Below are 22,516 nucleotides of genomic sequence, written 5' to 3' on the forward strand. Positions count from 1 at the left end.
GCGCAGTGTGACTCACGTCATATCGGATGCCGACCCCGTGGACGGGCGGCCGAGAAGAGACGAGCAGGCATGACCATCACGACCGCCGACAACCCCGTCGACACCCTCCGCGGTGTCGACTACCTCGAACGGGCACGGACCGTCGCCGCGCTCATCGAGGAGCAGGCCGACGAGATCGAGCGCACCACCACCATCACCCGACCGGTGGTGGATGCGCTCGCCGACGCCGGCCTGTTCTGGATTCTGGTACCGCAGGAGTACGGCGGTGCGGGACTCGACATCGTCAGTGCTTTCAAGGTGATTCAGGAGATCTCCCGCGCAGACGGTTCCACCGGATGGGCGTTCATGGCCAACTCGTGCAGCACCGGGGTGGCCGTCGGATTCATGAATCCCGTTGGTGCACAGCGAATCTTCGGCGGACCCGACAAGGGCATCACCGCCGGGATGATCGTGCCGGCGGCTACCGGTGTGCGGGTCGACGGCGGGTTCCGGGTGAGCGGCCGATTCCAGTTCGCCAGCGGGTCCGCCCACGCATCGTGGGTGGGTGCGGGTTTCGTCGTCCACGACGACGCGGGCAACCCGATCATCGGAGCCGACGGACAACCCGACTGCCGGATCACCTGGCTGCCTCGTGACGAGGTCGAGTTCCTCGGCAACTGGGACGTGATGGGCATGGTCGGCACCGGCTCCTACGACTACCGGGTCGACGATCGCTTTGTGCCCGACGACGTCACCTTCGAGACGTTCTCGACAACACCGGTCCGCGATGAGCCGGTGTACGAGCTGGGCCTGCTCGGCATCGGGGTCGGCGGACATGCTCCGGTCGCATTGGGTCTCGCGCAACGAGCCCTCGAGGAGATCGCCGGGATCGTAGCCACCAAGATGCGGCCGGGTTATGACGGTGCCGTTGGCGATTCGGATCTGTTCCGACACGACTTCGCCCGCCACGACGCCCTCTTCCGCGCCGCGCAGGCCTACGTCTACGAGGTGTACGGCGACGCGGAGGCCACCGCGGCCGCCGGATTGACCATCAGCGACGAGCAGCGCGCCCGCATGCGCCAAGCGGCCACCTGGGCACAGGAGGTGGCCGGCGACGTGGTGATGTTCGCGCACCGCTGGGCCGGCAGCGCCACCGTTCGCAACCCCAGCGCACTCGGCCGCTGCGTCCGCGACGCCGCCGTCGCCACCCAGCACGCACTCGTCGACCGGATGACGCTCGTCGAGGCCGCCGCCGCCATCCTGCCCGCCTACCAGCAATCCTGAACCGACAGAAGGGAACATCACCATGGGACAACTCGACGGCAAGGTGGCACTGGTCACCGGCGCAGCCCGCGGACAGGGCCGGTCGCACGCGATCCGGCTCGCCGAGGAGGGCGCCGACATCATCGCCATCGACATCTGCGACACGCTCGACACCACCGACTACCGCGGTGCCACACCACAGGACCTCGACGAGACAGCGCGCCACGTCGAGAAGTTCGACCGGCGCGTGTTCACCGCAATCGCCGACGTACGCGACCTGCCGGCGCTGCATGCAGCGGTATCCGAGGGAATCGCCACGCTGGGCCGCCTCGACACCGTCGTCGCCAATGCGGGCATCTTCTCGTCGGCGCCGCTGCACGAACTCACCGAGCAGCAGTGGGACGAGATGATCGGCGTCAACCTCAGCGGTGTGTGGAAGACGTTGCGTGCCACCGTGCCCTACCTGATCGACCAGGGTGACGGCGGTTCGATCATCCTCATCTCCTCGACGGGCGGCCTGCAAGGGTTCCCGAACTTCGCGCACTACGTCGCCGCGAAGCACGGTGTCACCGGACTGGCGCGGACCGCGTCGAATGAGTTGGGCGCACACAATATTCGCTGCAACTCGATCCACCCGACATCGGTTCTCACCGACATGATCGACCACGAGGCCATGTACAAACTGTTCCGGCCCGACCTCGAACATCCCACGCACGAGGACTTCCGGGAGGCGTGCCAGAGCGGCATGAACGTGCTGCCCACCCCGTGGCTGGAGCCGGTGGACATCTCCAACGCGGTCGTGTGGCTGGCCTCCGACGCGGCCCGATACGTGACCGGGATCGCGCTGCCGATCGACGCCGGAGCCCTGTCCAAGGTGTGAGCGGGCGTGCTGTTCACCCGGCCGCGTGGTCGACCAGGGCTTCGGCAACCTCGGCACGACGACGCAGGCACAGCTTGTGTAGGACGTGCTCGACATGCCCTTCCACGGTCCGGGTGGACAGCACCAGTTTCTCCGCGATCTCCCGATTGCTCAGCCCGGACGCGACGAGATCGGCGACCTCACGCTCGCGTGGTGACAACGACGCGCTCGGGTCGTCGGCGGCCTCGTGCGCGTCGTGGGCGGCGGGGGTGCCGAACACGTAGTCGTAGAGTTCTGCGGTCGACATCGCTGCGCCACGCGCCCAGGCGTTGTCGAACTCGGCGTCGGGAACCTGCGCGTGCAGAGTGTCGACTGCTTTACTGCGCAACGAGTTCCAGTGCTCCGAACCGTACAGTTGCTGTCCGAACGACCCCCACATCGACGACGCCGCACCCAACACCACCACGGCGCGCAGACCGCCGCGCTGTTCGGCGAGCGCCCAGCCGAGCAGGTCGCACATGAGGGTGGTGCCGACCGGATCGGCGAAGGCCCGGTGCGCACGCAGCGCGTCGTCGGCCAGATCCACCGCCCTGTCGACGTCGCCGGTCAGCAACGCGACCAGACCCAGCCCGTAGGTGGCATAGGAGTGGAACCACCATTCGTCGACCGTCTCGGTCTGGGCGAACACCGCGCCGAATACCTCGGCGGCAGCGTCGGTGTCGGGCAGCGACGACAGCAGCATCCCGCGGTGAATGGCGAGGGTGGCGAGCAGCTCGGACGGGCCAGAGTTGTCGGTGTAGCCCCGCGCGGCGGCGTCCAGATTGACTCTCGCGGAATCGAAGTCGCCGGCGAAGTAGTCACGCAGTCCGCTGGTGTGGGTGACAAAGGCCCGATTCATCACGTCGTGCTCACGCTCGGCGATGACGCCCGCCCGGTGCAGGGTGAATCCGGCGGCGTCGCGGTCGCCCTGGAGGGTCTGTACCAACCCGAGGACACCGAGGATGCGTCCCTTGATGATCGACGGTACGTCGGGCAGTTCGAGTGCTTGAGTGAGCCACAACCGGTGTTCGCGCACCGAGATTCCGCACGCCCAGAGGAAGCGCCCGGCGCCGAGCGCCTCCGCCGCTGCACGTCCCCGCCCGTCGTCGGGGTCGTCGAGCGCCGAATGCAGTGCAGCCCTGATATTCCCGCGGTTCTCCTGGACCCGGGCGGCCTTGGCGAGCTGGTCGGGCCCATACCAGTGTTCGGCGCAGTCGATGATGAGTCGCGCACACCAGTCCAGCAGACGCGTGCTCATCGCCAGGCGCTCGGCGGCAGTGAGTTTGCCCCAACCGAACTCGCGGATCGACTCCAGCATGCGAAAGCGCACGTGCCGACCGTCGCCGTCGCGCAGCAGGACGGACTTCGCCACCAGGGCAGCAAGGGAATCGAGAACGACCGACGCGGGCAGCGCGTCGTCCGAGCAGACGTCGACCACCATGTCGAGGTCGAAGCCGTCGGCAAAAGAGGCCACGCGGTTCCACAGCAGTTTCTCTGTGCTGCTACAGAGTTCGTAGCTCCACTCGATGGTGGCCTGCAGGCTCCGATGCCGGGGCGTGCGGTCTCGAGAGCCCACCGACAGCACCGACAGCCGGCGGTCGAGAAGATCACCCAGATCGTCGACGGACAGCACCGTCAGTCGTGTGCACGCCAGTTCGATCGCAAGGGGCAGACCGTCGAGCCGTTCGCAGATGCGGCGTACCGCGTCGACGTTGCCGTCATCGAGCACAAAGCCCGACAGGACGGCCTCCGCTCGCCGCGAAAACAGTTCCATCGCATCCGATCCCACGCCGTCGTCGGTCTTCAGCGGCGCGAGATGAAAGACATACTCGCCAGGTATCGCCAGATTCTCCCGCGACGTGACCAGGACCCGCACACCCGCGGCCTCCTCCATCAGTCGGGAGACGAGATCGGCCGCCCCGTCGATGACGTGTTCACAATTGTCGAAGACCAGCAGCATGCGGCGGTTCCGGAGATGCGCGAGGGCGGCATCTTCGGCGGACCTGTCGTGCGTGTCTCGATTCTCGAGTGCCAGACAGTCACACAGTGCCTGTGCGAGCAGCCCTTCATTGCGGACCGCGGCAAACTCGACGAACCGCACACCGTCCGGAAATGCACGTCGAAACTCCGTGGCGGCCTGCACCGACAACCGCGTCTTGCCGATCCCGCCAGGCCCCACCACCGAGACCAGCCGGTGGTCACCGAACAGTCGTCGGAGCTCCCGCAGTTCGTTACGGCGTCCGACAAAGCTTGTCGTCGGTTGGGGCAGGCCGGTGGGTACCGTGTCGCTGCGCGCGCTGGGCGACGGGAGTTCTGCTCGGACCGCGTTCACCTTGCGGGACAGCAACGTGCGCGACCGTTCCCACTGCAGCGCCCGGGAGATCTCGGCGATGGAGATGCCCGGGTTCTCGAACAGGATCTCGCGGATACGACGATCGGCGTCGTCGGACACCGAACCCTTGCAGCGGCGGTGATCGTCGGGCGCAGCAGCCAGCGACAACGCCCTCCGGACGGTGTTGCGCGACATCCCCAGGCGCGCGGCAATGCCCTTGATCGACTCCCCGTCGTCGTGACAGCGGTGGATCTGGGCCCATTCGTCGGCGTTCATCACCCTCCTGCTCCGCGATGAGACGCAGATCACTCTGCTTAGTTGCGATCCGGACCGCAACCAGGGGGGTCAACTTGTGTCACACCGATCCGTCACCCCACGCCAGCTGCCCGCCCCTTCGCACCGAAGATCGACTCTGAACTGGGAAAATAGGAGCACAGCACGGCAAGCGGCGAGTCCGTACGGGATCACGTAATCGGACGGTTATCCTCTGCCGCCGAGCACGACAAAGTGAGGTGGACCACATCGAAAGACACCCCACCGAGAGGACCGCTCATGTCCCAGAAGAACGCCGACGCACTCAAGAATGCCTTCGCCGCCGCCGACCAGGGTGACCCGGTGCCGCTCGTCGAGCTCTACGACGACGCCATGACGTGGGCCGGATTCACCCTCGACGGCAGCCAGCGGATCTACACCAAAGCCGAGTTTCTCGAAGCCTTCGGTGTGCTCGCCAAACTCGACGAGTCCCGCAACGAGGTGATCAGCTGCGACGTCATCGGCGACGAACTCGTGACCGCGAACGTGCGCGCCTACCGCCGGCTCGGCGACCAGGAACTCGACATCACGATGGTCATGACCCACCGCTTCGTCGATGGCAAGGTGACCCGCGGAACCGACATCGTGCCGTCGTCCTTCGAGCGCTTCTGGTCCGACACCGCGATCACGGTCTGAGGCCCTCCGATGAGCACCGCCTTCGCCCCAGCCCCATCCGCGACCGAGAACGCACTCCTGGCGATGCAGGCACTCGACCGGGGCGAGCCCGTGATCACAGTCGACGACCTCGGCGGTGGCGGATGCGAGATGATCGTTCTCGCATCCGCGGCCCGAGTGGCAGTGGTGGCCGCCATGATCTCTGAGGGTTCCGGATTCGTTTGCGTCACAGTCGATCACGTCCGAGCGGTCCGCCTGGGACTACCACCGATGACGTGGGAGAGCCCGACGCCGACCTACGGCGGACGCATGTGTGTGTCCATCGACGCGGCTGCGGGCACCACCACCGGCATCTCCGCCCGCGACCGCACCACCACACTGCGGACCCTGGCCGACGCCGATTCCGGACCCGACGCATTCACTCGCCCCGGACACGTCATCCCCGTCCTCGCCGACGTGGCCGCCACCGACCGCGCTGGTCTCATCGCCCGCACCGGACACCGCGCCGGACACGACACCCCGGTGGCCTACGTGTCACTGGTGTCGCGACGCGACCCGCGTCGGATCGCCGACGCGGACGAGGCCGCTGACTGGGGACTGCCGATGCTGCGCTATTCGGAGCTGGGTTACTCGGATCTCACGCACGCGCTGTGACGTAAATGTCCGATTCATCGATGATCACGATCAATCGTGGCCCGGGACAGGACTAGGGCGTTTGCCCGGTGTGATCGCACCCACATTCGCGGACTGTTGATAGGCACCCCACAGCCGTCAACAAGGAGCGCACCCCCATGAGCCCGACTTCCGTGACCTCGCCGCCCGACGCCAGATACTCCAGGACGGTGACCTGGACGATCGCCATCGCGACGCTGGCCATCCTCTTCGACGGATACGACCTGGTGGTCTACGGAACCATCCTCCCGATCCTGATGGACGACTCGTCTCAACTCGGCAGCATCTCCGCCGGTCAAGCGGGCATGCTCGGCTCCTACGCGTTGATCGGGGTCATGGTCGGCGCGCTCGTCAACGGCGCCGTCGGCGACTACCTGGGCCGACGCAGGCTGATGCTGGTCAACATCGTCTGGTTCTCCGCCGGGATGGGACTCGCCGCCATGTCGACGTCGGTCGAGATGTTCGCGGCGATGCGGTTCTTCACCGGTATCGGCATCGGCGGCCTGCTCGCCACCACCGCGGCGCTCGTCGCCGAGTGTGTCCCGGCAGCGAAAAAGAACCTGTACAACGCCATCGTCTACAGCGGCGTCCCGGCCGGCGGCATCCTGGCGTCGGTCCTCGCCATCGCGTTCCGCGACGCGATCGGTTGGCGTGGGCTGTTCTGGATCGGCGCACTGCCGGTCGTCATCCTCCTGCCGCTGGCGCTCGTCAAACTGCCGGAATCGCCACGATGGCTGGTGTCGCGCGGACGCCTCGACGACGCCGCACGCGTCCACGCCACAACGGGTATTCCCATGCCGACCGAGGCCGACCTGGCCCACGAACGCCAGATCGAGAAGGTCGGCTTTGCGGCGCTGGCCACCCGTCGGTACGCACCGGGCACTGCCCTGCTCGGCATCATGAGCTTCGTCGGGCTGATGCTCACCTACGGACTCACCACCTGGCTGCCGAAGATCATGCAGGACGCCGGCTACAACGCGAAGGGTTCCCTGCTGTTCCTCGTCGTCCTGAACGGTGGCGCGGTGCTGGGCACACTCATCGCCTCCCGATTCGCCGATCGCCGTGGACCGCAGCGCGTCGTCGCCACCACCTTCGGCCTGGCAGCCATCGCGTTGATCCTGTTCACCATGGGATTCCCCATCGCCGTGCTGCTCGCGCTGGTCGCGGTTGCCGGAACCGGCACGATAGGAACCCAGGTGCTGATCTACGGTTTCGTCTCGAACTACTACGCGACCAGCGCGCGGGCCGCCGGAGTTGCCTGGTGTGCCGGATTCGGCCGGCTCGGCGGCATCTTCGGGCCGATCATCGGCGGTGCGATCGTATCGGCTGGACTCAGCAATTCGATCACCTTCTACATCTTCGCGGGAGTCGCCGTCCTCGGGGCGGCAGTCACTCTGTTTGTGCCGCAAGCGCGTAGCCGCGATCGAGGTGCGGCCACCGCTGGAGCCCCGATGATGGGAGTGCCGGCAACTGCCTGATCTCGTTGACAGTCAGCCAAGTGCGTCACGCAAAATGCGTGGCGCACTTCGCTATCGTCGGGATATGACGTCCGAAAGCGTGGCCGACGCACCGTCGTTCCCGGCACGGAAACGGGCGTCCATCGTGGTGTCGGACGTGTCGGTCATCTTCGGCGCGACCGAGGTCCTCCACGGCGTCGACATGACCGTCAGTCCTGGCTCTCGGGTCGCGATCGTCGGCGAGAACGGACGGGGCAAATCGACGCTCCTGCATGTGCTCGCGGGCACCTTGACGCCGAATTCGGGTTCGGTGACCAGAATCGGCACCATCGGTCTGGCCGAACAGGAGATGACCACCGAGTACAACCGCACCGTCGGCGACGCCGTTGCCGAGGCCATCGCTGATTCGCTCAGAACCCTGCACGACCTCGACGACGCGTCTGTCGCCCTCGCCGGTGACCTCGACGGTGCAGCGGACGACTACGCGGATGCCTTGCACCGCGCGGAGATTCTCGACGCGTGGGATGCGGAACGGCGCGTCTCGATCGCGCTGGCCGCCCTCGACGCCGAACACGACTGGGATCTTCCATTGGCCGGACTGTCGGTCGGGCAACGCTATCGCGTCCGATTGGCATGTCTGCTCGGCGGTGACGCCGACTTCCTCCTGCTCGACGAGCCGACCAATCATCTCGACCGCAGCGGTCTCGAGTTCCTCACCGAACGCATCGGCGCTTGGGCGGGCGGTGTCGTGATCGTCAGCCACGACCGCGCATTGCTGTCCGACGTGGCGGAGACGATCATCGACCTCGATCCGTCCTATGACGGGCGGCCCCGCGTCTACGGCGGCGGCTATGCGGGCTTCGTCGGCGGCCACCATGCCGAACGCGCCCGGTGGACACAACGATTCGCACACGAGGAGGCCGAGCGGGCAAGGCTCGAAGACGACCTCACCGCAGCGCAGGACCGGCTGGAAACCGGGTGGCGTCCCGACAAGGGCACGGGCAAGCACCAACGGGCCACCCGCGGACCCGCGTTGGTGCGCAACATCCACCGTCGTCAGGAAGCTCTCGACGAACACGCCGTCCTGACACCGGAACCACCACTGGCCCTGACTTTTCCGGAACTGGCAGTACCCGAGGACGAACTACTGCTCAGCGCCGACGAGATCACCGTGTACCAACGACTCACCACGCCCGTCACTGTGCGACTGTCCGGCGGAACACGACTGGTGGTCGTCGGCCCTAATGGCGTCGGCAAGTCGACACTGTTCTCCGTACTTGCCGGCGAAATACCCAACTGCACCGGCCTTCTCGATGTGAGCGACCTGGCTCGCGTCGGGTATCTACATCAAGAATCGACACTGCCGCAACATCTTCGAGCAGCAGACGCCTATCGCGAGCACGTCGACCGGTTGGGGTTGTACGGAGTGATCCGCAACGACGACGCCATCGACCTGTCCTCACTGGGACTGCTGCGCACCGACGAGGAAGAACAGTTGGTCGGAGACCTCTCGATGGGGCAGCAGCGTCGACTCGAACTCGCCATGACACTCGCCGCGCGCCCCAACATCCTGCTGCTCGACGAACCCACCAACCACCTGTCGATCCCGCTCGTCGACGAACTCACCGAGGCGTTGCAAGCGACTCCCGCGGCCGTCGTCGTGTCGACGCACGACCGCCAGTTGCTCCGGGACGTCGCCGAGTGGCCGCACCTCGCGTTGTCGTCAACTGAGGGTTGAGGTGCTCGAGCCGAACAACTCGCACCGCCTCACCTCCGATGCGGCCCGGAGCCTCCGCGCGGGCCCAACAACGCACACCGCCTCACCTCCGCTCCCTGAGGCGTCGCCCTGAGGAGCGAGCTTGCGAGCGTCTCGAAGGGTGCTCGAGGCGCTAGCCGAGAGCCTCGAAGGGCTGGTGAGACAGAGCAATTCGTCGACCAAGTAGCGACGGTCACCAGGCCTTCGAGGCTCCTCGCTAGCGCTCGTCGCACCTCAGGCAGCGGATGGGACTCTTCGAATGAGGCTGCGCTCGACAGATGTCGGCAGCGATTTCACCCGTTCGGACCAGCGCGCCCGCCCTCCTGTACCGACTCGACCCCCAAACGCTCCCCGAGCAACTGGCCGAAGGTCAGTGCAGGAGTGACGAGCATGCCGGAGCAGAAACTGTTGCCGCACGTCGCGCCGGCGCCGATCACCTCGCCGACGGCGAACAGACCGGGAATCGCCGCGCCCGCCTCGTCGCGGACGGCGACATGACCTGCGACGTCAGCGGCGGACGCAATCGGCCCGTAGATCTGGAACACCGTTCCATTCTGGTCCAGCGTCGTGTTTACCGCTCGTCGACGCCGACGATCATCGTCGACATCACAGCAGAAGCGTCAGTCGAAGTATCGATACACCGCTTCGACGACGGCCGCGGGACGCTCGTTCCCCTCCAACTCGATCACGCCATCGACCACCACTTGGACGCCACCCTTGGGTAGCTTCTCGAGCGACTTCAGGGTCGCCACCAGCCGAATCTTGCCGCCGGCCGGCACCGGGTTGGTGAAACGCACCTTGTTGAGCCCGTAGTTGACGCCCATCTTCAGGTTCTCGACGGTGAGCACCTCGCCGAACATCGGCACGATCAACGACAGCGTCAGGTACCCGTGCGCGATCGGACCGCCGAAGGGGCTTTCCTTGGCGGCGCGCTCGGGATCGATGTGAATCCACTGGTGGTCACCGGTGGCGTCGGCGAAGGTGTTGATCCGCTCCTGACTCACCGTCAGCCACGAGCTGATCCCGAGCTGGGTTCCGAGCAGCGGTTCCAGATCGGCCGTGCCCGCCACCTGAGTCGAACTCGCCTCGGTGCTCGTCATGTTTACCTCCGTCATTTCGTGATTCCCAGGACTCGCAACGCATTCTCGCGGAAGATCAGCGGCGCCACTTCCGGTTTGATGTCGAGGGCGGCGAAGTCCTTGCGCCAGCGGTCGACCTGGATGACCGGGAAGTCGGAGCCGAACAGCACTTTCTCACGCAGCATCGTGTTGGCGGCCTTGACCAGCTGGGGCGGGAAGTACTTGGGCGACCACCCGGAGAGATCGAGATAGGCGTTGGCCTTGTGGGTCGCGATCGAGATCTGCGCGTCCACCCACGGCACCGCGGGATGCGCCATCACGATCGTCAGGAACGGAAAGTCCGCGGCGACGTCGTCGAGCAGCATCGGATCGGAGTACCGCAGCTTGATGCCGTGCCCGCCCGGTAGCCCCGCGCCGATGCCGGTCTGACCGGTGTGGAACAACGCGGGCACGCCGGCCTCTTCGATCGCCGCGTAGATCGGATAGAAACGACGATCGTTCGGCTCGAAGCCCTGCATGCTGGGATGGAACTTGAAGCCCTTCACCCCGAACTCCTCGACGAGGCGATGCACTCGGCGGACCGCCGCCTTGCCCTGCCACGGGTCCACCGACCCGAACGGGATCAGCACATCGTTGAATTCGGCTGCGCGCTCGGCGATCTCCTCGACGTTGTTGGGCGTGTGCCCCGAGGCCGACGCGGCGTCGACGGTGAAAACGACTGCGGCCATGTTGCGTTCGCGGTAGTGGTCGGCGATGGACTCGATTGTCGGGGTGCGCTCTTCGCCCGAGCGAAAGTACTTCTCCGACGCGGCCATCAGTTCGTCGTCCATCGACCGGTGCCCGCATCCGTCGATCTCGACGTGAGTGTGGAAGTCGATCGCCTCGATCGCGTCGAAGTCGATGCCGAATTCGTATCGCGCACTCATCACTTGGCTCCCGTCAGCTGGGCCGGGAATTCCTCGCCCACGGATTCGAGCTCGCCGGCGAAGGTCAGCGGCCACTGGGCCGCCACCGCGTCGGCGTCGAACCCGCCTTCGTGGTACGCCGTGGCGGTCAGTTGCGGATGTGACCACAGCGCGAGCCGGTCACCGCCGACGGAGATGGCCTGCCCGGTCACGTCGGCGGCCGCGTCGGAGGCGAGGAAGGCGATGACCCCGGCGACATCCTCGGGCGTACCCATCCCGACGTCGCGGCGGATGATCTCGGGCAGTGGCTCGCCGTTGCGCATGCCCTCGATGTAGGGCGCGAGAAACGGGATGGTCTCGGTCATCGCGGTCGCTGCGACGGGGCAGACCGCATTGGCGGTGATGCCCGCCTTGCGCAACTCCATCGCCCAGGTCCGCACCATGCCCACGATCGCCGCCTTGGCGCCCGAGTAGTTGGTCTGGCCGAAGTTGCCACGCTGACCCGCAGGCGACCCGATACAGATGATCCGACCGCCTTCGCCCTGCTCACGGAACTGAAGAACGGCCTCGCGAACACAAGTAAAGGTGCCGCGGACGTGAACGTTCTGGACCGCGTCGAAGTCGTCGTCGGCCATCTTCCACAGCACCTTGTCGCGCAGGATGCCGGCGTTGGTGACGATGACGTCGAGACGCCCGAATGCATCAACGGCCTTGGCCACCAGGGCCTGAGCGGTCTCGGTGCTGCCGACCGGTGCAACCACGGCCACCGCCCGGCCACCCGCGGCCTCGATCTGGGCAACCGCATTCGCGGCCGTTTCGTCGTGGACGTCGTTGACGACGACCGCGGCCCCGCGTGCGGCCAACTCGGTGGCGTACGCGAGGCCGAGACCCTGTCCGCTCCCGGTGACGATGGCGACCTTGTCGTTGAGATCCATGGCTTCACTTCCTCTGTGATCGAATCCTCTGCGATCGAATCTGGGTTTAGTTGTACATTTCAATCGTTGTGATTGTCAATGATTGACGGTCTGCTATTCTTCGCCCGGAAGGAGGGCCGATGGCCAAGCGACGCATCCTCGAGGAGGACATCGGGTTCCTCATCTCGCGCGCGGGAGCCCAACTGGTCAAAGCAACCAACCGGGAACTCGCCATCCTCGGACTCAAGGTTCGCGCCTACAGCGCACTCGCCGCGGTCTGCGACGAACCGGACGGCATCACTCAGCGACGCCTCGCCTCCGACGTCGGTCTCGATCCCAGCCAGATCGTCGCGCTCGTGGACGAACTCGAGAACCGTGAACTGGTGGTGCGCAAAGCCGACCCCGACGACCGCCGCAACAGACTCATCACCGCAACTCCAGCGGGACGTGAGCTATGCACTCGCGCAAGGAAGTCCAGCGCCAAGGTGGCCGCCGACGAACTCGCACACATCGACCCCGAGGTGCGCGAGGCGTTGCGGGCGGCACTGTATCGGTTCAGCTTCCCCGAACGCGCAGCGCGCGACGACTAGGCGTACATGGCGCGCAGACGGTCCTTGCGGATCTTTCCCGTTGCGTTGCGGGGGATCTCGTCTACCACGATGAGCGACTTCGGGATCTTGTAGCGCGCCAGCCGATCCGCGAGGTAGGTCTGCAACTCCTCGACGGTGAGTGCCGCCCCCTCCTCGAGAGTGACTGCAGCACAGCCGACCTCACCCCACTTGTCGTCGGGGATGCCGAAGACGCCGCAGCCCTCGACGCCGGGGCACGAGAGGATCACCGCCTCGATCTCCGCCGGATAGATGTTCTCCCCGCCGGAGATGATCATGTCCTTGAGCCGGTCGACGATCGCGACGTAGCCGTCGTCGTCGCGCACCCCGACATCCCCGGACCGGAACCAATCACCCTCGGTGAACGACGCGTCGGTGGCGTCGGGTCGATTCCAGTACTCCCGCATCACATTCGGTCCCTGGATCAGGATCTCGCCGCGCTCGCCCGGCTTGGCCTCCTCACCGTAGGAGTTCACCACCCGGACATCGGTGAAGAAGTGCGGCATCCCGGCCGTCCCGAGTTTCTGCGCCACGTGCGCTGGTTTGAGCACCAGGGCGCCGGGACCGGTCTCGGTGAGACCGTAGGCCTGGCACAGCGCCACCCCACGCTCGGCGAAAGTGTGCAAGGTGCGCGGCGGCACCGGTGCGGCGGCGACGATCCAGCGTCGGATCGACATCAGATCGGTCTGCTGCCACGACGGATGCGCACTCATCGCGTCGAGCATGGTGGGCACGCCGAACGAATAGGTCACGCGACGATCCTCGATCACGCGCAGCACTCGCGCGGCGTCGAAACCCTCTTCGATGATCACCGTTGCGCCCTTGAGGATCGTGGGCAGCGAGACGTAATTGAGTGCGGCGGTGTGGAATAGCGGCGCGGCCACCAGCGACACCTCATCGCTGCACAGGTCGAGGTCGACGATCGGGTTCATCACCGCGAAGGTCACGCCACCATGCGTGAGGACCACGCCCTTGGGGCTTCCGGTGGTTCCGGAGGTGTACATGATGAAGCACGGATCGTCGTGCGTGACCGGGATGTCGATGCGTTCAGAGCTCGCCGCCGCGATGATGTCCTCGTAGGCAAGCGCATCTCCGTCGGGCCGACCGTCCACCACCACACGATGCTCGGTGCCCACTTCGCTCGCGGCCCTCGTGGCGACCTCGGCCAGGCCGGCGGAATGGATGAGGACGCGCGCACCCGAGTCACTCAGCGCATAGGCCACCTCCGCCCCCGTGAGCCGCGCATTGAGCGGCACCAGAATCGCGCCGAGCAGGCCGGCGGCGAACAGACCCTCCAGGTACGACGGATGGTTCGCACTCAGCAGCGCCACCCGATCACCGCGGCCGACGCCGATCCCGGCCAGCGCATGGGCCAACCGCGTCACCCGATCGTCGAGGTCCCGGTAGCTGGTTTCGACGTCACGAAAGACGATCGCGGTCGCCTCCGGAGCGTGCCGTGACGCGCGATGGGGCCAGGTTCCGACGCCTTGATTCTTCACGGTGACTCCTCCGCCGATGTGGGTGCAATCACTGTACTTTGCAATCATTGAGATTGTCAACGAATACCCCTCGGAACAATTCGAGGTTTCACCCGGTTGCACCTCGCATGAGCGTGACCGTCGACATCTGGACTGACATCAACTGCCCCTTCTGCTATCTCGGTAAGAAGCGTTTCCTCGACGCCCTGTCGGAGTTCCCCGGGCGCGACGACGTGGCTGTGGTGCATCGGTCCTTCGAACTCGACCCGACGCTGGATCCCGGAACCTCCGGCTCCGTCGAAGATCACCTCGCGACCAAGTACGGGATCAGCCTCGACCAGGCGCGGGCCAACGAGGCACGCGTCGGTGCACAGGCCGCCGAACTCGGCCTGCCCTATCAGACGAGCGGTCGGGATTTCGGCAGCAGCTTCGACATGCATCGGCTTCTGCATCACGCACTCGCCGTCGGCAAGCAGGAAGACCTGCTCGACGCGCTGTACGCCGCCAACTTCGGCGAGACAGAACCCCTGTTCGGTGATCGGGCGCGACTCGTCGCAGTTGCCGTCGGAGCCGGGTTGGACGAACTGCAGGTGTGCGCGGTCCTGAATGATCCCGAGGCCTACGCCGACGACGTCCGGCAGGACGAACAAGAGGCCGCGGCACTGGGCGTCACCGGAGTTCCGTTCTTCGTCATCGACGGCAAATACGCCGTCTCGGGTGCCCAGCCCACCGAGGTCTTCGAGCGTGCGCTGACCATGGCTGCCGCCGATCGTCCCGTCGTCGTCGGGGCGTCGGCCGACGCCGAATGCGGGCCCGACGGATGCGCGGTGCCGCAGAGCTGACCCACGGAGTCGGCAGCGTCAGGCACCCGTCTCGACCGGCCGGTCCGGGTCCGACGACCACTGCGAGAACGACCCCGGGAAGAGTCGCGCCGGGTAGCCGGCGATCTCCAACGCCGCGATCGCGTGTGCGGCGTTGACGCCGGAGCCGCAATACACCACGACGTCGGGGGCCGCGTCGATCCCCAACTCGGCGAACATTTTTCGGAGATCACCTGCCTCCCGGAATCGGCCGTCGGAGTCCAGGTTGGCGACGGTCGGCGCGTTGAGCGCACCGGGAATGTGGCCCGCGCGCGGATCGACCGGTTCGACCTCACCGCGGTAACGTTCGCCGGCACGGACGTCGAGCAGGATGCCTGCGGAGCTCGCCACCTCATCGATGGTGACCGTCGGCAGCGCACCTGCCTGCAGGGTCACGTTTCCGGCTCGCGGAGTCCCGCCATCACCACGCGACGTCTGCAGCCCCGCCGTTTGCCACGCACCCAGACCACCGTCGAGCATGCGCACGTCGGCGATGCCCGCCCAACGCAGCAGCCACCAGGCGCGCGCGGCGGCAAGGTTCCCGTTGTCGTCGTAGACCACCACCGGAACGCCGTCGTCGATTCCCCATCGTCGTGCCGCGGCTTGCAGGTCATCGATATTCGGCAGTGGGTGCCGACCCCCCACCGGGCCGCTCGGCGGGGCAGCGAGTTCGGTGTCGAGGTCAACATAGATCGCACCGGGAATGTGGCCGTCGAGGTAGTGGTCGTGGCCATTGCTGTCACCGAGCTGCCACCGCACGTCGAGCACCACCGGTGGGGTCGGCGACAGCATCGTCTCGGCCAGGTCGGGTGCGTTCACCAGCAGGTCTGCCATGGGTGAAGACTAGACATATATCGTCGACGGGGTGATGGCGGCATTCTCGGCAGTGGTGCTCGCGCTGATCACGTTCTGGCTGCACCGGCGCCTGGTGCGCGCAACGCGCATGCCCGCGCCGTGGTCGTCGGTCACCGACGTCGCACTCCTGCTGCTGTGGGTGCTCGCGGTGGTCGGGGCGGCCTCCGGGTCACTGCTCGATCCGCGCTGGGTCCGTGCCCCCGCATTCGTGGGGATGACGTGGCTCGCGGTGATCTTCTACCTCTTCCTCGGGTTGTCGGTCATCGGCCTCGTCTCGTTCGCGGTGCGTATTGTCCGACGGTTGGGCAGAGCCGAACCGAACGAGAGTTTCGACCGGCGCCGACTGACGGCGATGCGCATCGCGACCGCGCTTGTGGTCGTCGTGTCTCTGGGCACGGTGGCGTACGGGCTTGTCGAAGCGGCTCGCCCGCGCGTGGTCGACGTAGACATCACGCTGCCGCGGCTGCCATCACAGTTCGACGGCATGCGCATCGCCGTCATCTCCGATCTCCATGTCGGCCCGTCCCGGGGTGCAGCGTTCACGCAACGCGTCGTCGATCAGGTCAACGCCCAACGCCCCGATCTCATCGTGATCGCCGGGGACCTGCTCGACGGAACCATCCACTACGTTGCCGACGATCTCAAGCCACTCGCCGACCTGTCCGCGCCGCTCGGGGTCTTCGGCATCAGCGGCAACCACGAGTTCTACGCCGACGACGGAGGTCGGTGGCTCGACGTGTGGGACCGCCTCGGCATCCACACGCTCCGAAATCAGCGGGTGACCATCGAAAGGGGCGGGGCCGCGATCGATCTCGCCGGAATCCAGGACTACACGGCACCCGATCCGTACGAACCCGACCTGCCCGCAGCACTGGCCGGACGAGACCCGAACCGCTTTGTGCTGCTGCTCGCCCATCAACCGCGCCAGGCCATCGAGGCATCGGATCTCGGTGTGGATCTCCAGATCTCGGGTCACACCCACGGCGGACAGATGTGGCCGATCCGCTATCTCGTCACCCTCCAACAACCTTCGTTGCAGGGACTCGACCGAGTCGGAAACACCGTGCTGTACACGACGCGCGGCGCGGGGGCGTGGGGACCACCGGTTCGGGTCGCGGCCCCGCCCGAGATCACATTGATAAAGACCATGTCTGGGTGAGACCGAATTCAGTCCTGGTATCCGCAAACACAGGTCGATAGCCTGGAAGAGTGCTCGTCGCTCCCACCGCACTGGTCGCCGCCACCTCGTCGGACGATCTCGCTGCGGTCCGACGGCAGGCGCAATCGTGGCGTTCACCCGAAATCGGCATCGCGGACAGCGATCTCACCGACGCGGCACTCGCCGATCTGATCGCGACGTCCGAGCCACACGACGACTCGTTCGCGCGTGCCGTGACCGCGATCGTCTCGGCACGCGCCGGGCACTTCCCGGTGGTGCCTCACATCGACGCCGCGGGCGAGATCTTCCGCAGCTTTCTGCTGCACGACCTGATCGACGGATGGCTGTACGTCCGCGAGTCCGACGGCTATCTGCACCCGTACCTCATCATGGACATCACCGCCGAACACGGCGACCGCACACACGGCCCGCGGATCAAGTTCACCATGGAGGCCGACAACGCCACCGTGAAACGCCCGTCGCGCAAACCACGGGTGCTGTACTTCGAGGAAACCGAGATCGTCGGCAAGACGCCGGGAGACATCCTGCTTGCCGCCGGCGCCTACAAGGAGACCCCAGAACTCAAGGCCGAGTATCAGTCTCGCCGCGACGTCTATCAGAAGATCATCGACGACGGCTTCGGCCAGCAATACCGATTCACCGGCTGCATCATCCGTGCCGACGACTACCGCTCGCCGAACAAGCGGGACAACCGAAAAGTCGTCCACGACGTCGCGCCCGGGGAGATCGCGGCCCTACGCATGGTCGCTCCCTCGACCCTGTTCGACGGCACCGACGGCAACGAGTACGGTCCCGTACCGGTGATCACCGCGGTGCGAGTGTTCGACCTTGGCGCACAAGACTTTCTGGACGTCAACACCGGCGACCTCACGCCGTACGACTACGATGCCCACCTCCAGGACAAACTCGTCCTGCCCGACGAGCAGCGCGAACTCCTCAACATCCTCACCACCGACATCTCGGTGTTCACCGGCGACATCATCGACGGCAAGTCCGCGGGCAACGTCATCCTCGCCAAAGGCCGCCCCGGCGTGGGCAAGACGCTCACCGCCGAGGTGTACGCGGAGGTCACCGGCCGCCCCCTGTACTCGATTCACTCCGGATCACTGGGAATCACAGCCGAATTGGTGCGCAAGAACCTCGAAGTCATCTTCGATCGCGCAAAGCGCTGGGATGCGGTTCTGCTCCTCGACGAGGCCGACGTGTTCGTGATGGAACGCGGACTCGACCTCGGCCAGAACGCCATCGTCGCCGAATTCCTGCGCACCCTCGAGTATTTCGACGGCCTGCTGTTCCTCACCACCAACCGCATCGACGGAGTGGACGAGGCCATCCTCGCGCGGTGCGCTGCGGTCATCGAGTACCAGCCGCCCGGCCCCAAGGACGCCCGACAGGTGTGGCAGATCCTTGCCGCGGGCAACGACGTGGTCCTCGACGAAGACCTCCTCGACGACCTGGTCGGCGGCTTCCCCGGCATCACCCCGCGCGACATCAAGATGCTACTGCGCTTGTCACTCCGAATGGCGCGCCACCGCGGTACCGAACTCGACGCGTCGGTGTTCGCCAGCAGTGCCGCCTTCCGTGGGCTGCACTACCTTCCGCCGTCGCAGCGCTGAACGATCTTGCTGGCCAAGTAGCGACTAACAAGCCTGCGCCCAGCCATCTGCTGGTTGAGTAGCGACGTGCGAGCTTGCGCCCTTCGATACGCTCGCAAGCTCGCTACTCAGGAACCGCCCGACGCGTATCGAAACCCGGCGAGTCAACGATGTCAGCAACCAAAGTCGTTACGGACATCGTCATCTCACCGGGTTTCGATACGCCCTACGCTAGCGCTCCGGGCTACTCAACCAGCAGAACGTGCGCTCCGGGCTACTCAACCAGCAGAACGTGCGCTCAGGGCTACTTGACCAGCAGAATCCTCAGGCCTCGGGGTCGAGGACGAAATCGTAGACGGTGACAAAGCCTTCACCGTTCGGGTTGTCTCTCACGTCCAGCATGAGTTCCGGCTTCACGGCCGACGCGATGTCGTCGTCGTTGTGCGGATCGCCCGGGAAGTAGAGCTGCGAGGTGATCAGCTGGTGGCCCGGCGCACTCACCTTGAAGTGCAGGTGGGCCGGACGCCAGGGGTGCCAGCCGGCGGCCTCGATGAGCTGGCCGCAGGCACCGTCGGTGGGGATCATGTAGGGCGCCGGACGCAGGGTGTGGATCTCGAAGTTGCCGTCCTCGTTGGCAATCCAGGTTCCGCGCAGGTTCCACTCGGGCAGGCCCGGGGCGAACTGCGAGTAGAAGCCGAGGTCGTCGGCGTGCCACAGCTCGATCTTCGCGCCGGCGAGCGGTGTGCCGTCGACAGCACGCACCTGACCGGAGAACACCAGCGGGTCACCGGGCTCGTCGTCGCGCATCGGAATGGTGCCGTTCCAGTCCAATTCGGGTGAGCCACCGATGTAGTACGGCCCCTCGATGGTGCCCTTGCTGCCCTCGCGATGCTCGTTGGCCACTTCTTCGACCGAGTGCTCGATCCACACGTCGAGGAACAGCGGCCACTCGCCGTCGGTGCCGACCTTGATCAGCCACGCCTTGAGTGCGTTGTACTCCTCGTAGCTGACCTTGTCCTCGAGGACGATGTCGTTGATGCCCTTGATCACCTTGGACGCAAGGTAATTGACGCGCTGGGTGTCGACGACACCGGGGCGCGCGCCGGCCGCGGCCATGCGCTCGGCGAACTGGGCCGATGCATTGGCTCCCGACTCGGCGGCCTTGGCGGTCACCTCGGAATCGAAGCTGGTGCTCATGATGGGTACTCCTTTATCTTCTAGGCCAGGGGGCTGACACTGCGGGTGAGGGCCTGCTCAGCCCGCAGCGATATCCGATGGGTGGGTGGCCAGGGGGGTCACCCGGATTGTCATGTAGGCGAAAAGTGGTAATCCGGAGAGGATTTGGTGCAATTCGTTGTTGTCCTCCACATCGAAGATGGAGAAGTTCGAGTACTCGCCGACGATCCGCCAGATGTGCGGCCATTTGCCGGCCCGCTGGAGTTCCTGCGAGTACGCCTTTTCCCGTGCGACGGTGTCCGCGCGGACCTCGGCGTCGAGGTCGTGAGGAATGTTGACGTCCATCCGTACGTGAAACAGCATGTCCTCAGCTCCTGCCTTCGTCGATGCGGTAGTGGGCCAGTTTGTCCGGATCGATCGCGATACCGATTCCGTTGCCCGGCAGGCGGTGCAGATGGCCGTCGCGTATCTGCAGTGGCTCGGCCAGGAGATCGTCGCTCATATCCAGGAAGTTGGAAAGCTCTGCGGCGTAACGAGATGTCGATGCGAAAGCGGACCCGAACGCCAGGGTGCAGGCAGAGCCGATCTGACCGTCGATCTGATTGCCCATCACCACCTCGATCCCGAGTCCCTCGGCGAGATGGTGGACGCGCCGCGACGTGGTGAACCCGGTGCGAGCGGTCTTGATGTTGATCGCGGTGGCCGAACCACCCAGGATCTCGCGCGTGACATCGGCGGGGGTCGGAGCCGACTCGTCGGCGATGAACGGGACGTCGGTCTTCTCGACCAGCCAGCGACGGCCGACCACGTCGTCGGCCGGGCAGAGTTCCTCAGCGAACAGCAGGTCGAGATCGGCCATCTCGCGCATCGCACGTGCCGACTCGGCGGCGGTCCAGCCGCGATTGCCGTCGACATACAGTTCGACGGTGTTGCCGAAGTGCGCGCGCAGCGCCCGCACCACCGCGGTGTCCAGCGTCACCGGCTTGCGGCCGACCTTCACCTTGAATGTGCTGATGCCGTAGGTGTCTCGCATACGTTGCGCCTCGGCCACCATCACCGACGGCTCGTCGAAGCCGAGCATGTGGCTGACCTTCAACCGATCGGTGAACCCGCCCAGCAGGTCGGTCACCGACAGATTCAGGGTGTGCCCCAGCGCATCCCACATCGCCATGTCGATGGCCGCTTTGGCGGTCGGATTGCCGATGGTGCGCGCCAGCCGTTCATGTGCCTCCTCGCGCTCGAGGAGGGTCAGACCCACCAGCTGCGGAGCGAAAACGTCCTCGATGACCGCGATGATCCCCCGCTGCGTCTCGCCGTAGGTGAACGGGCGGGGCGGTGCCTCGGCGACTCCGACGATGCCGTCGTCGGTGTGCACACGCACCAGCACGTGACTTGCCGTGCGTACTTCGCCCGAGGCGAATTTCAACGGTTTGCGATACGGGATGGCGAACGGTATCGCCTCGATTCTCGTGATCTTCACAGCAGATCTCCTGATACTGAGACGAATTCGGCCTCGATGATCTCGATGACCGCGTCAACGACGGGATTGTCTTCGGAGGCGCGGCGGGCAAGGGCGAGCTCGATGGTCCCGGCGTCCGCGAGGTCGCGGATGACGATGCCGTCGATGGGGAGCGCGCGTACCGACGCCGGGACCACGGCGACACCCAGGCCGGCGGCGACCAACGCGAGCAGGACCGCCGTACCCGGGGCCTCGTGGTCGCGGCGCGGCACGAAATCGGCGGCGCGACAACTGCGCAGCACCGCTTCGTTGACCGCGGAATCGCGACTTCCGTACATGACGAACGACTCGTTGCGCAGATCCGAAAGCGACACAACCGGTTCGACGGCGAGCCGGTGGTCGGCGGAGATCGCGAGGACCAGACGTTCGGCCTCCAGGGTGCGCACCTCGATGTCGTCGCCCACCGACGGCGGCCGGAGCAGCCCCAGGTTGATGGCACCGCTGCGAAGCGCGTCGCACTGTGCCGGGGTCAGCATGTCGGCCTGGATGGCGACACCCACGTCGGGAAGTTCACGGTTCACCGCGCGCACGATGCGCGGCAGATGCGAGAAGGCTGCGGTACCGGTCAGACCGAGCCGGACCAGACCACTGCGACCCGCAGCGATTCGCCGGACGCCGCGCACCGCGTCGTCGACACCGGCGAGGATGCGCTGAACCTCGTCGTAGAGGAACTCGCCGGCGGCTGTCGGGGTCACGCGACGCGTGGTGCGGGTGAACAGCGCGACATCCAGTTCGGCCTCGAGCTGGCGAATCGCATACGACAACGCCGGCTGCGCGACGTGGAGTTGCGCAGCCGCCTGCCCGAAATGGCAGGTCTCGGCCACCGCTGCGAAGTAGCGGAGATGACGCAGTTCCATGTGATCCGGCTTCCGATGGGGGCTGTGGCTGCCGTCGCACCACCTAGTGTGACGCGCGACACGTGCTTTCACGGTAAGACCGCGATACATAACGCACAAGGACTTGTTTTCGCGTTATTGATCGATTGTGACGATCAATAGGACTCGTGTCCGGGACTAGGTATTTACCTAGTGTGATCGGCAGCACAAAGTGTCAGTGTGCAAGA

At 65.8% G+C, this 22,516-nt stretch carries 21 protein-coding genes; 10 read left to right on the forward strand and 11 right to left on the reverse strand.

Going from position 1 to position 22,516, the window contains the following annotated elements; genetic code table 11:
* Positions 1 to 69 precede the first annotated feature (69 nt).
* Positions 70 to 1,263, forward strand: a complete 1,194-nt coding sequence (locus tag ABZW74_RS12705) for an acyl-CoA dehydrogenase family protein (protein ID WP_355276611.1) — start codon at positions 70 to 72, stop codon at positions 1,261 to 1,263.
* Positions 1,264 to 1,285: 22 nt separating this feature from the next.
* Positions 1,286 to 2,122, forward strand: a complete 837-nt coding sequence (locus ABZW74_RS12710; protein WP_240861467.1) for a mycofactocin-coupled SDR family oxidoreductase — start codon at positions 1,286 to 1,288, stop codon at positions 2,120 to 2,122.
* Between the two features lie 13 nt (positions 2,123 to 2,135).
* On the opposite strand, the gene ABZW74_RS12715 is transcribed toward ABZW74_RS12710, so the two are convergent.
* Positions 2,136 to 4,748: a LuxR C-terminal-related transcriptional regulator gene (locus tag ABZW74_RS12715; RefSeq protein ID WP_355276614.1), complete on the reverse strand. Its 2,613-nt coding sequence runs from the start codon at positions 4,746 to 4,748 to the stop codon at positions 2,136 to 2,138.
* A gap of 276 nt (positions 4,749 to 5,024) precedes the next feature.
* Between ABZW74_RS12715 and ABZW74_RS12720 the strand changes: the two genes are divergently transcribed.
* The 4 genes from ABZW74_RS12720 (at position 5,025) to ABZW74_RS12735 (ending at position 9,266) form a co-directional block, all read left to right on the forward strand.
* The gene (locus ABZW74_RS12720) at positions 5,025 to 5,420 is read left to right on the forward strand and encodes a nuclear transport factor 2 family protein (RefSeq protein WP_240861471.1); all 396 of its coding nucleotides are present in this window, start codon (positions 5,025 to 5,027) and stop codon (positions 5,418 to 5,420) included.
* 9 nt (positions 5,421 to 5,429) lie between these two features.
* Positions 5,430 to 6,053: a 3,4-dihydroxy-2-butanone-4-phosphate synthase gene (locus tag ABZW74_RS12725; protein WP_240861473.1), complete on the forward strand. Its 624-nt coding sequence runs from the start codon at positions 5,430 to 5,432 to the stop codon at positions 6,051 to 6,053.
* Between the two features lie 137 nt (positions 6,054 to 6,190).
* Positions 6,191 to 7,549, forward strand: coding sequence for an aromatic acid/H+ symport family MFS transporter (locus ABZW74_RS12730; protein ID WP_355276616.1), 1,359 nt, complete (start codon positions 6,191 to 6,193; stop codon positions 7,547 to 7,549).
* A 64-nt stretch (positions 7,550 to 7,613) separates the two neighbouring features.
* Entirely contained in the window at positions 7,614 to 9,266 is a 1,653-nt protein-coding gene (locus tag ABZW74_RS12735; RefSeq protein ID WP_355276618.1) for an ABC-F family ATP-binding cassette domain-containing protein, read from the forward strand.
* Positions 9,267 to 9,577: 311 nt separating this feature from the next.
* On the opposite strand, the gene ABZW74_RS12740 is transcribed toward ABZW74_RS12735, so the two are convergent.
* The 4 genes from ABZW74_RS12740 to couN form a co-directional block, all read right to left on the reverse strand.
* Entirely contained in the window at positions 9,578 to 9,829 is a 252-nt protein-coding gene (locus ABZW74_RS12740) for an FAD-binding protein (protein ID WP_355276620.1), read from the reverse strand.
* Between the two features lie 75 nt (positions 9,830 to 9,904).
* The gene (locus ABZW74_RS12745; protein WP_240861484.1) at positions 9,905 to 10,384 is read right to left on the reverse strand and encodes a MaoC family dehydratase; all 480 of its coding nucleotides are present in this window, start codon (positions 10,382 to 10,384) and stop codon (positions 9,905 to 9,907) included.
* Between the two features lie 11 nt (positions 10,385 to 10,395).
* On the reverse strand, positions 10,396 to 11,289 hold the full coding sequence (gene couO, locus ABZW74_RS12750) for a 4-hydroxyphenyl-beta-ketoacyl-CoA hydrolase (protein WP_240861487.1): 894 nt from the start codon (positions 11,287 to 11,289) through the stop codon (positions 10,396 to 10,398).
* Positions 11,289 to 12,203 carry a 4-hydroxyphenyl-beta-hydroxyacyl-CoA dehydrogenase gene (gene couN, locus ABZW74_RS12755; RefSeq protein WP_355276622.1) on the reverse strand — a complete coding sequence of 305 codons (915 nt, stop codon included), beginning with the start codon at positions 12,201 to 12,203 and terminating at the stop codon, positions 11,289 to 11,291. Before couN ends, couO begins: the two co-directional genes overlap by 1 nt.
* A gap of 119 nt (positions 12,204 to 12,322) precedes the next feature.
* On the opposite strand from couN, the gene ABZW74_RS12760 reads away from it, so the two are divergent.
* Entirely contained in the window at positions 12,323 to 12,772 is a 450-nt protein-coding gene (locus ABZW74_RS12760) for a MarR family transcriptional regulator (RefSeq protein WP_355276624.1), read from the forward strand.
* Here ABZW74_RS12760 and ABZW74_RS12765 read toward each other — a convergent pair.
* Positions 12,769 to 14,289, reverse strand: coding sequence for a long-chain fatty acid--CoA ligase (locus ABZW74_RS12765; RefSeq protein WP_355276626.1), 1,521 nt, complete (start codon positions 14,287 to 14,289; stop codon positions 12,769 to 12,771). The genes ABZW74_RS12760 and ABZW74_RS12765 overlap by 4 nt on opposite strands.
* 107 nt (positions 14,290 to 14,396) lie before the next feature.
* Between ABZW74_RS12765 and ABZW74_RS12770 the strand changes: the two genes are divergently transcribed.
* Entirely contained in the window at positions 14,397 to 15,110 is a 714-nt protein-coding gene (locus tag ABZW74_RS12770; RefSeq protein ID WP_240861497.1) for a DsbA family oxidoreductase, read from the forward strand.
* An 18-nt stretch (positions 15,111 to 15,128) separates the two neighbouring features.
* On the opposite strand, the gene ABZW74_RS12775 is transcribed toward ABZW74_RS12770, so the two are convergent.
* Positions 15,129 to 15,962, reverse strand: a complete 834-nt coding sequence (locus tag ABZW74_RS12775) for a sulfurtransferase (RefSeq protein ID WP_355276628.1) — start codon at positions 15,960 to 15,962, stop codon at positions 15,129 to 15,131.
* A gap of 34 nt (positions 15,963 to 15,996) precedes the next feature.
* Between ABZW74_RS12775 and ABZW74_RS12780 the strand changes: the two genes are divergently transcribed.
* Together ABZW74_RS12780 and ABZW74_RS12785 are read left to right on the forward strand one after the other, a co-directional pair.
* Positions 15,997 to 17,142 carry a metallophosphoesterase gene (locus ABZW74_RS12780; RefSeq protein ID WP_355276649.1) on the forward strand — a complete coding sequence of 382 codons (1,146 nt, stop codon included), beginning with the start codon at positions 15,997 to 15,999 and terminating at the stop codon, positions 17,140 to 17,142.
* A gap of 50 nt (positions 17,143 to 17,192) precedes the next feature.
* Positions 17,193 to 18,779 (forward strand): AAA family ATPase, encoded by a 1,587-nt coding sequence (locus ABZW74_RS12785; RefSeq protein ID WP_240861500.1) that lies wholly within the window; start codon positions 17,193 to 17,195, stop codon positions 18,777 to 18,779.
* 303 nt (positions 18,780 to 19,082) lie between these two features.
* On the opposite strand, the gene catA is transcribed toward ABZW74_RS12785, so the two are convergent.
* The 4 genes from catA to ABZW74_RS12805 are packed head-to-tail and all read right to left on the reverse strand — an operon-like array spanning position 19,083 to position 22,310.
* The gene (gene catA / locus ABZW74_RS12790) at positions 19,083 to 19,955 is read right to left on the reverse strand and encodes a catechol 1,2-dioxygenase (protein WP_355276630.1); all 873 of its coding nucleotides are present in this window, start codon (positions 19,953 to 19,955) and stop codon (positions 19,083 to 19,085) included.
* 57 nt (positions 19,956 to 20,012) lie between these two features.
* Positions 20,013 to 20,297, reverse strand: coding sequence for a muconolactone Delta-isomerase (gene catC, locus ABZW74_RS12795; protein WP_240861503.1), 285 nt, complete (start codon positions 20,295 to 20,297; stop codon positions 20,013 to 20,015).
* Between the two features lie 4 nt (positions 20,298 to 20,301).
* Positions 20,302 to 21,414, reverse strand: a complete 1,113-nt coding sequence (locus ABZW74_RS12800; RefSeq protein ID WP_240861504.1) for an enolase C-terminal domain-like protein — start codon at positions 21,412 to 21,414, stop codon at positions 20,302 to 20,304.
* On the reverse strand, positions 21,411 to 22,310 hold the full coding sequence (locus ABZW74_RS12805; protein ID WP_240861506.1) for a LysR family transcriptional regulator: 900 nt from the start codon (positions 22,308 to 22,310) through the stop codon (positions 21,411 to 21,413). The genes ABZW74_RS12800 and ABZW74_RS12805 overlap by 4 nt, the downstream gene beginning before the upstream one ends.
* Positions 22,311 to 22,516: the final 206 nt, after the last annotated feature.

This window comes from Gordonia sp. NPDC003585, from assembly GCF_040610755.1.
Taxonomy (GTDB): Bacteria; Actinomycetota; Actinomycetes; order Mycobacteriales; family Mycobacteriaceae; genus Gordonia.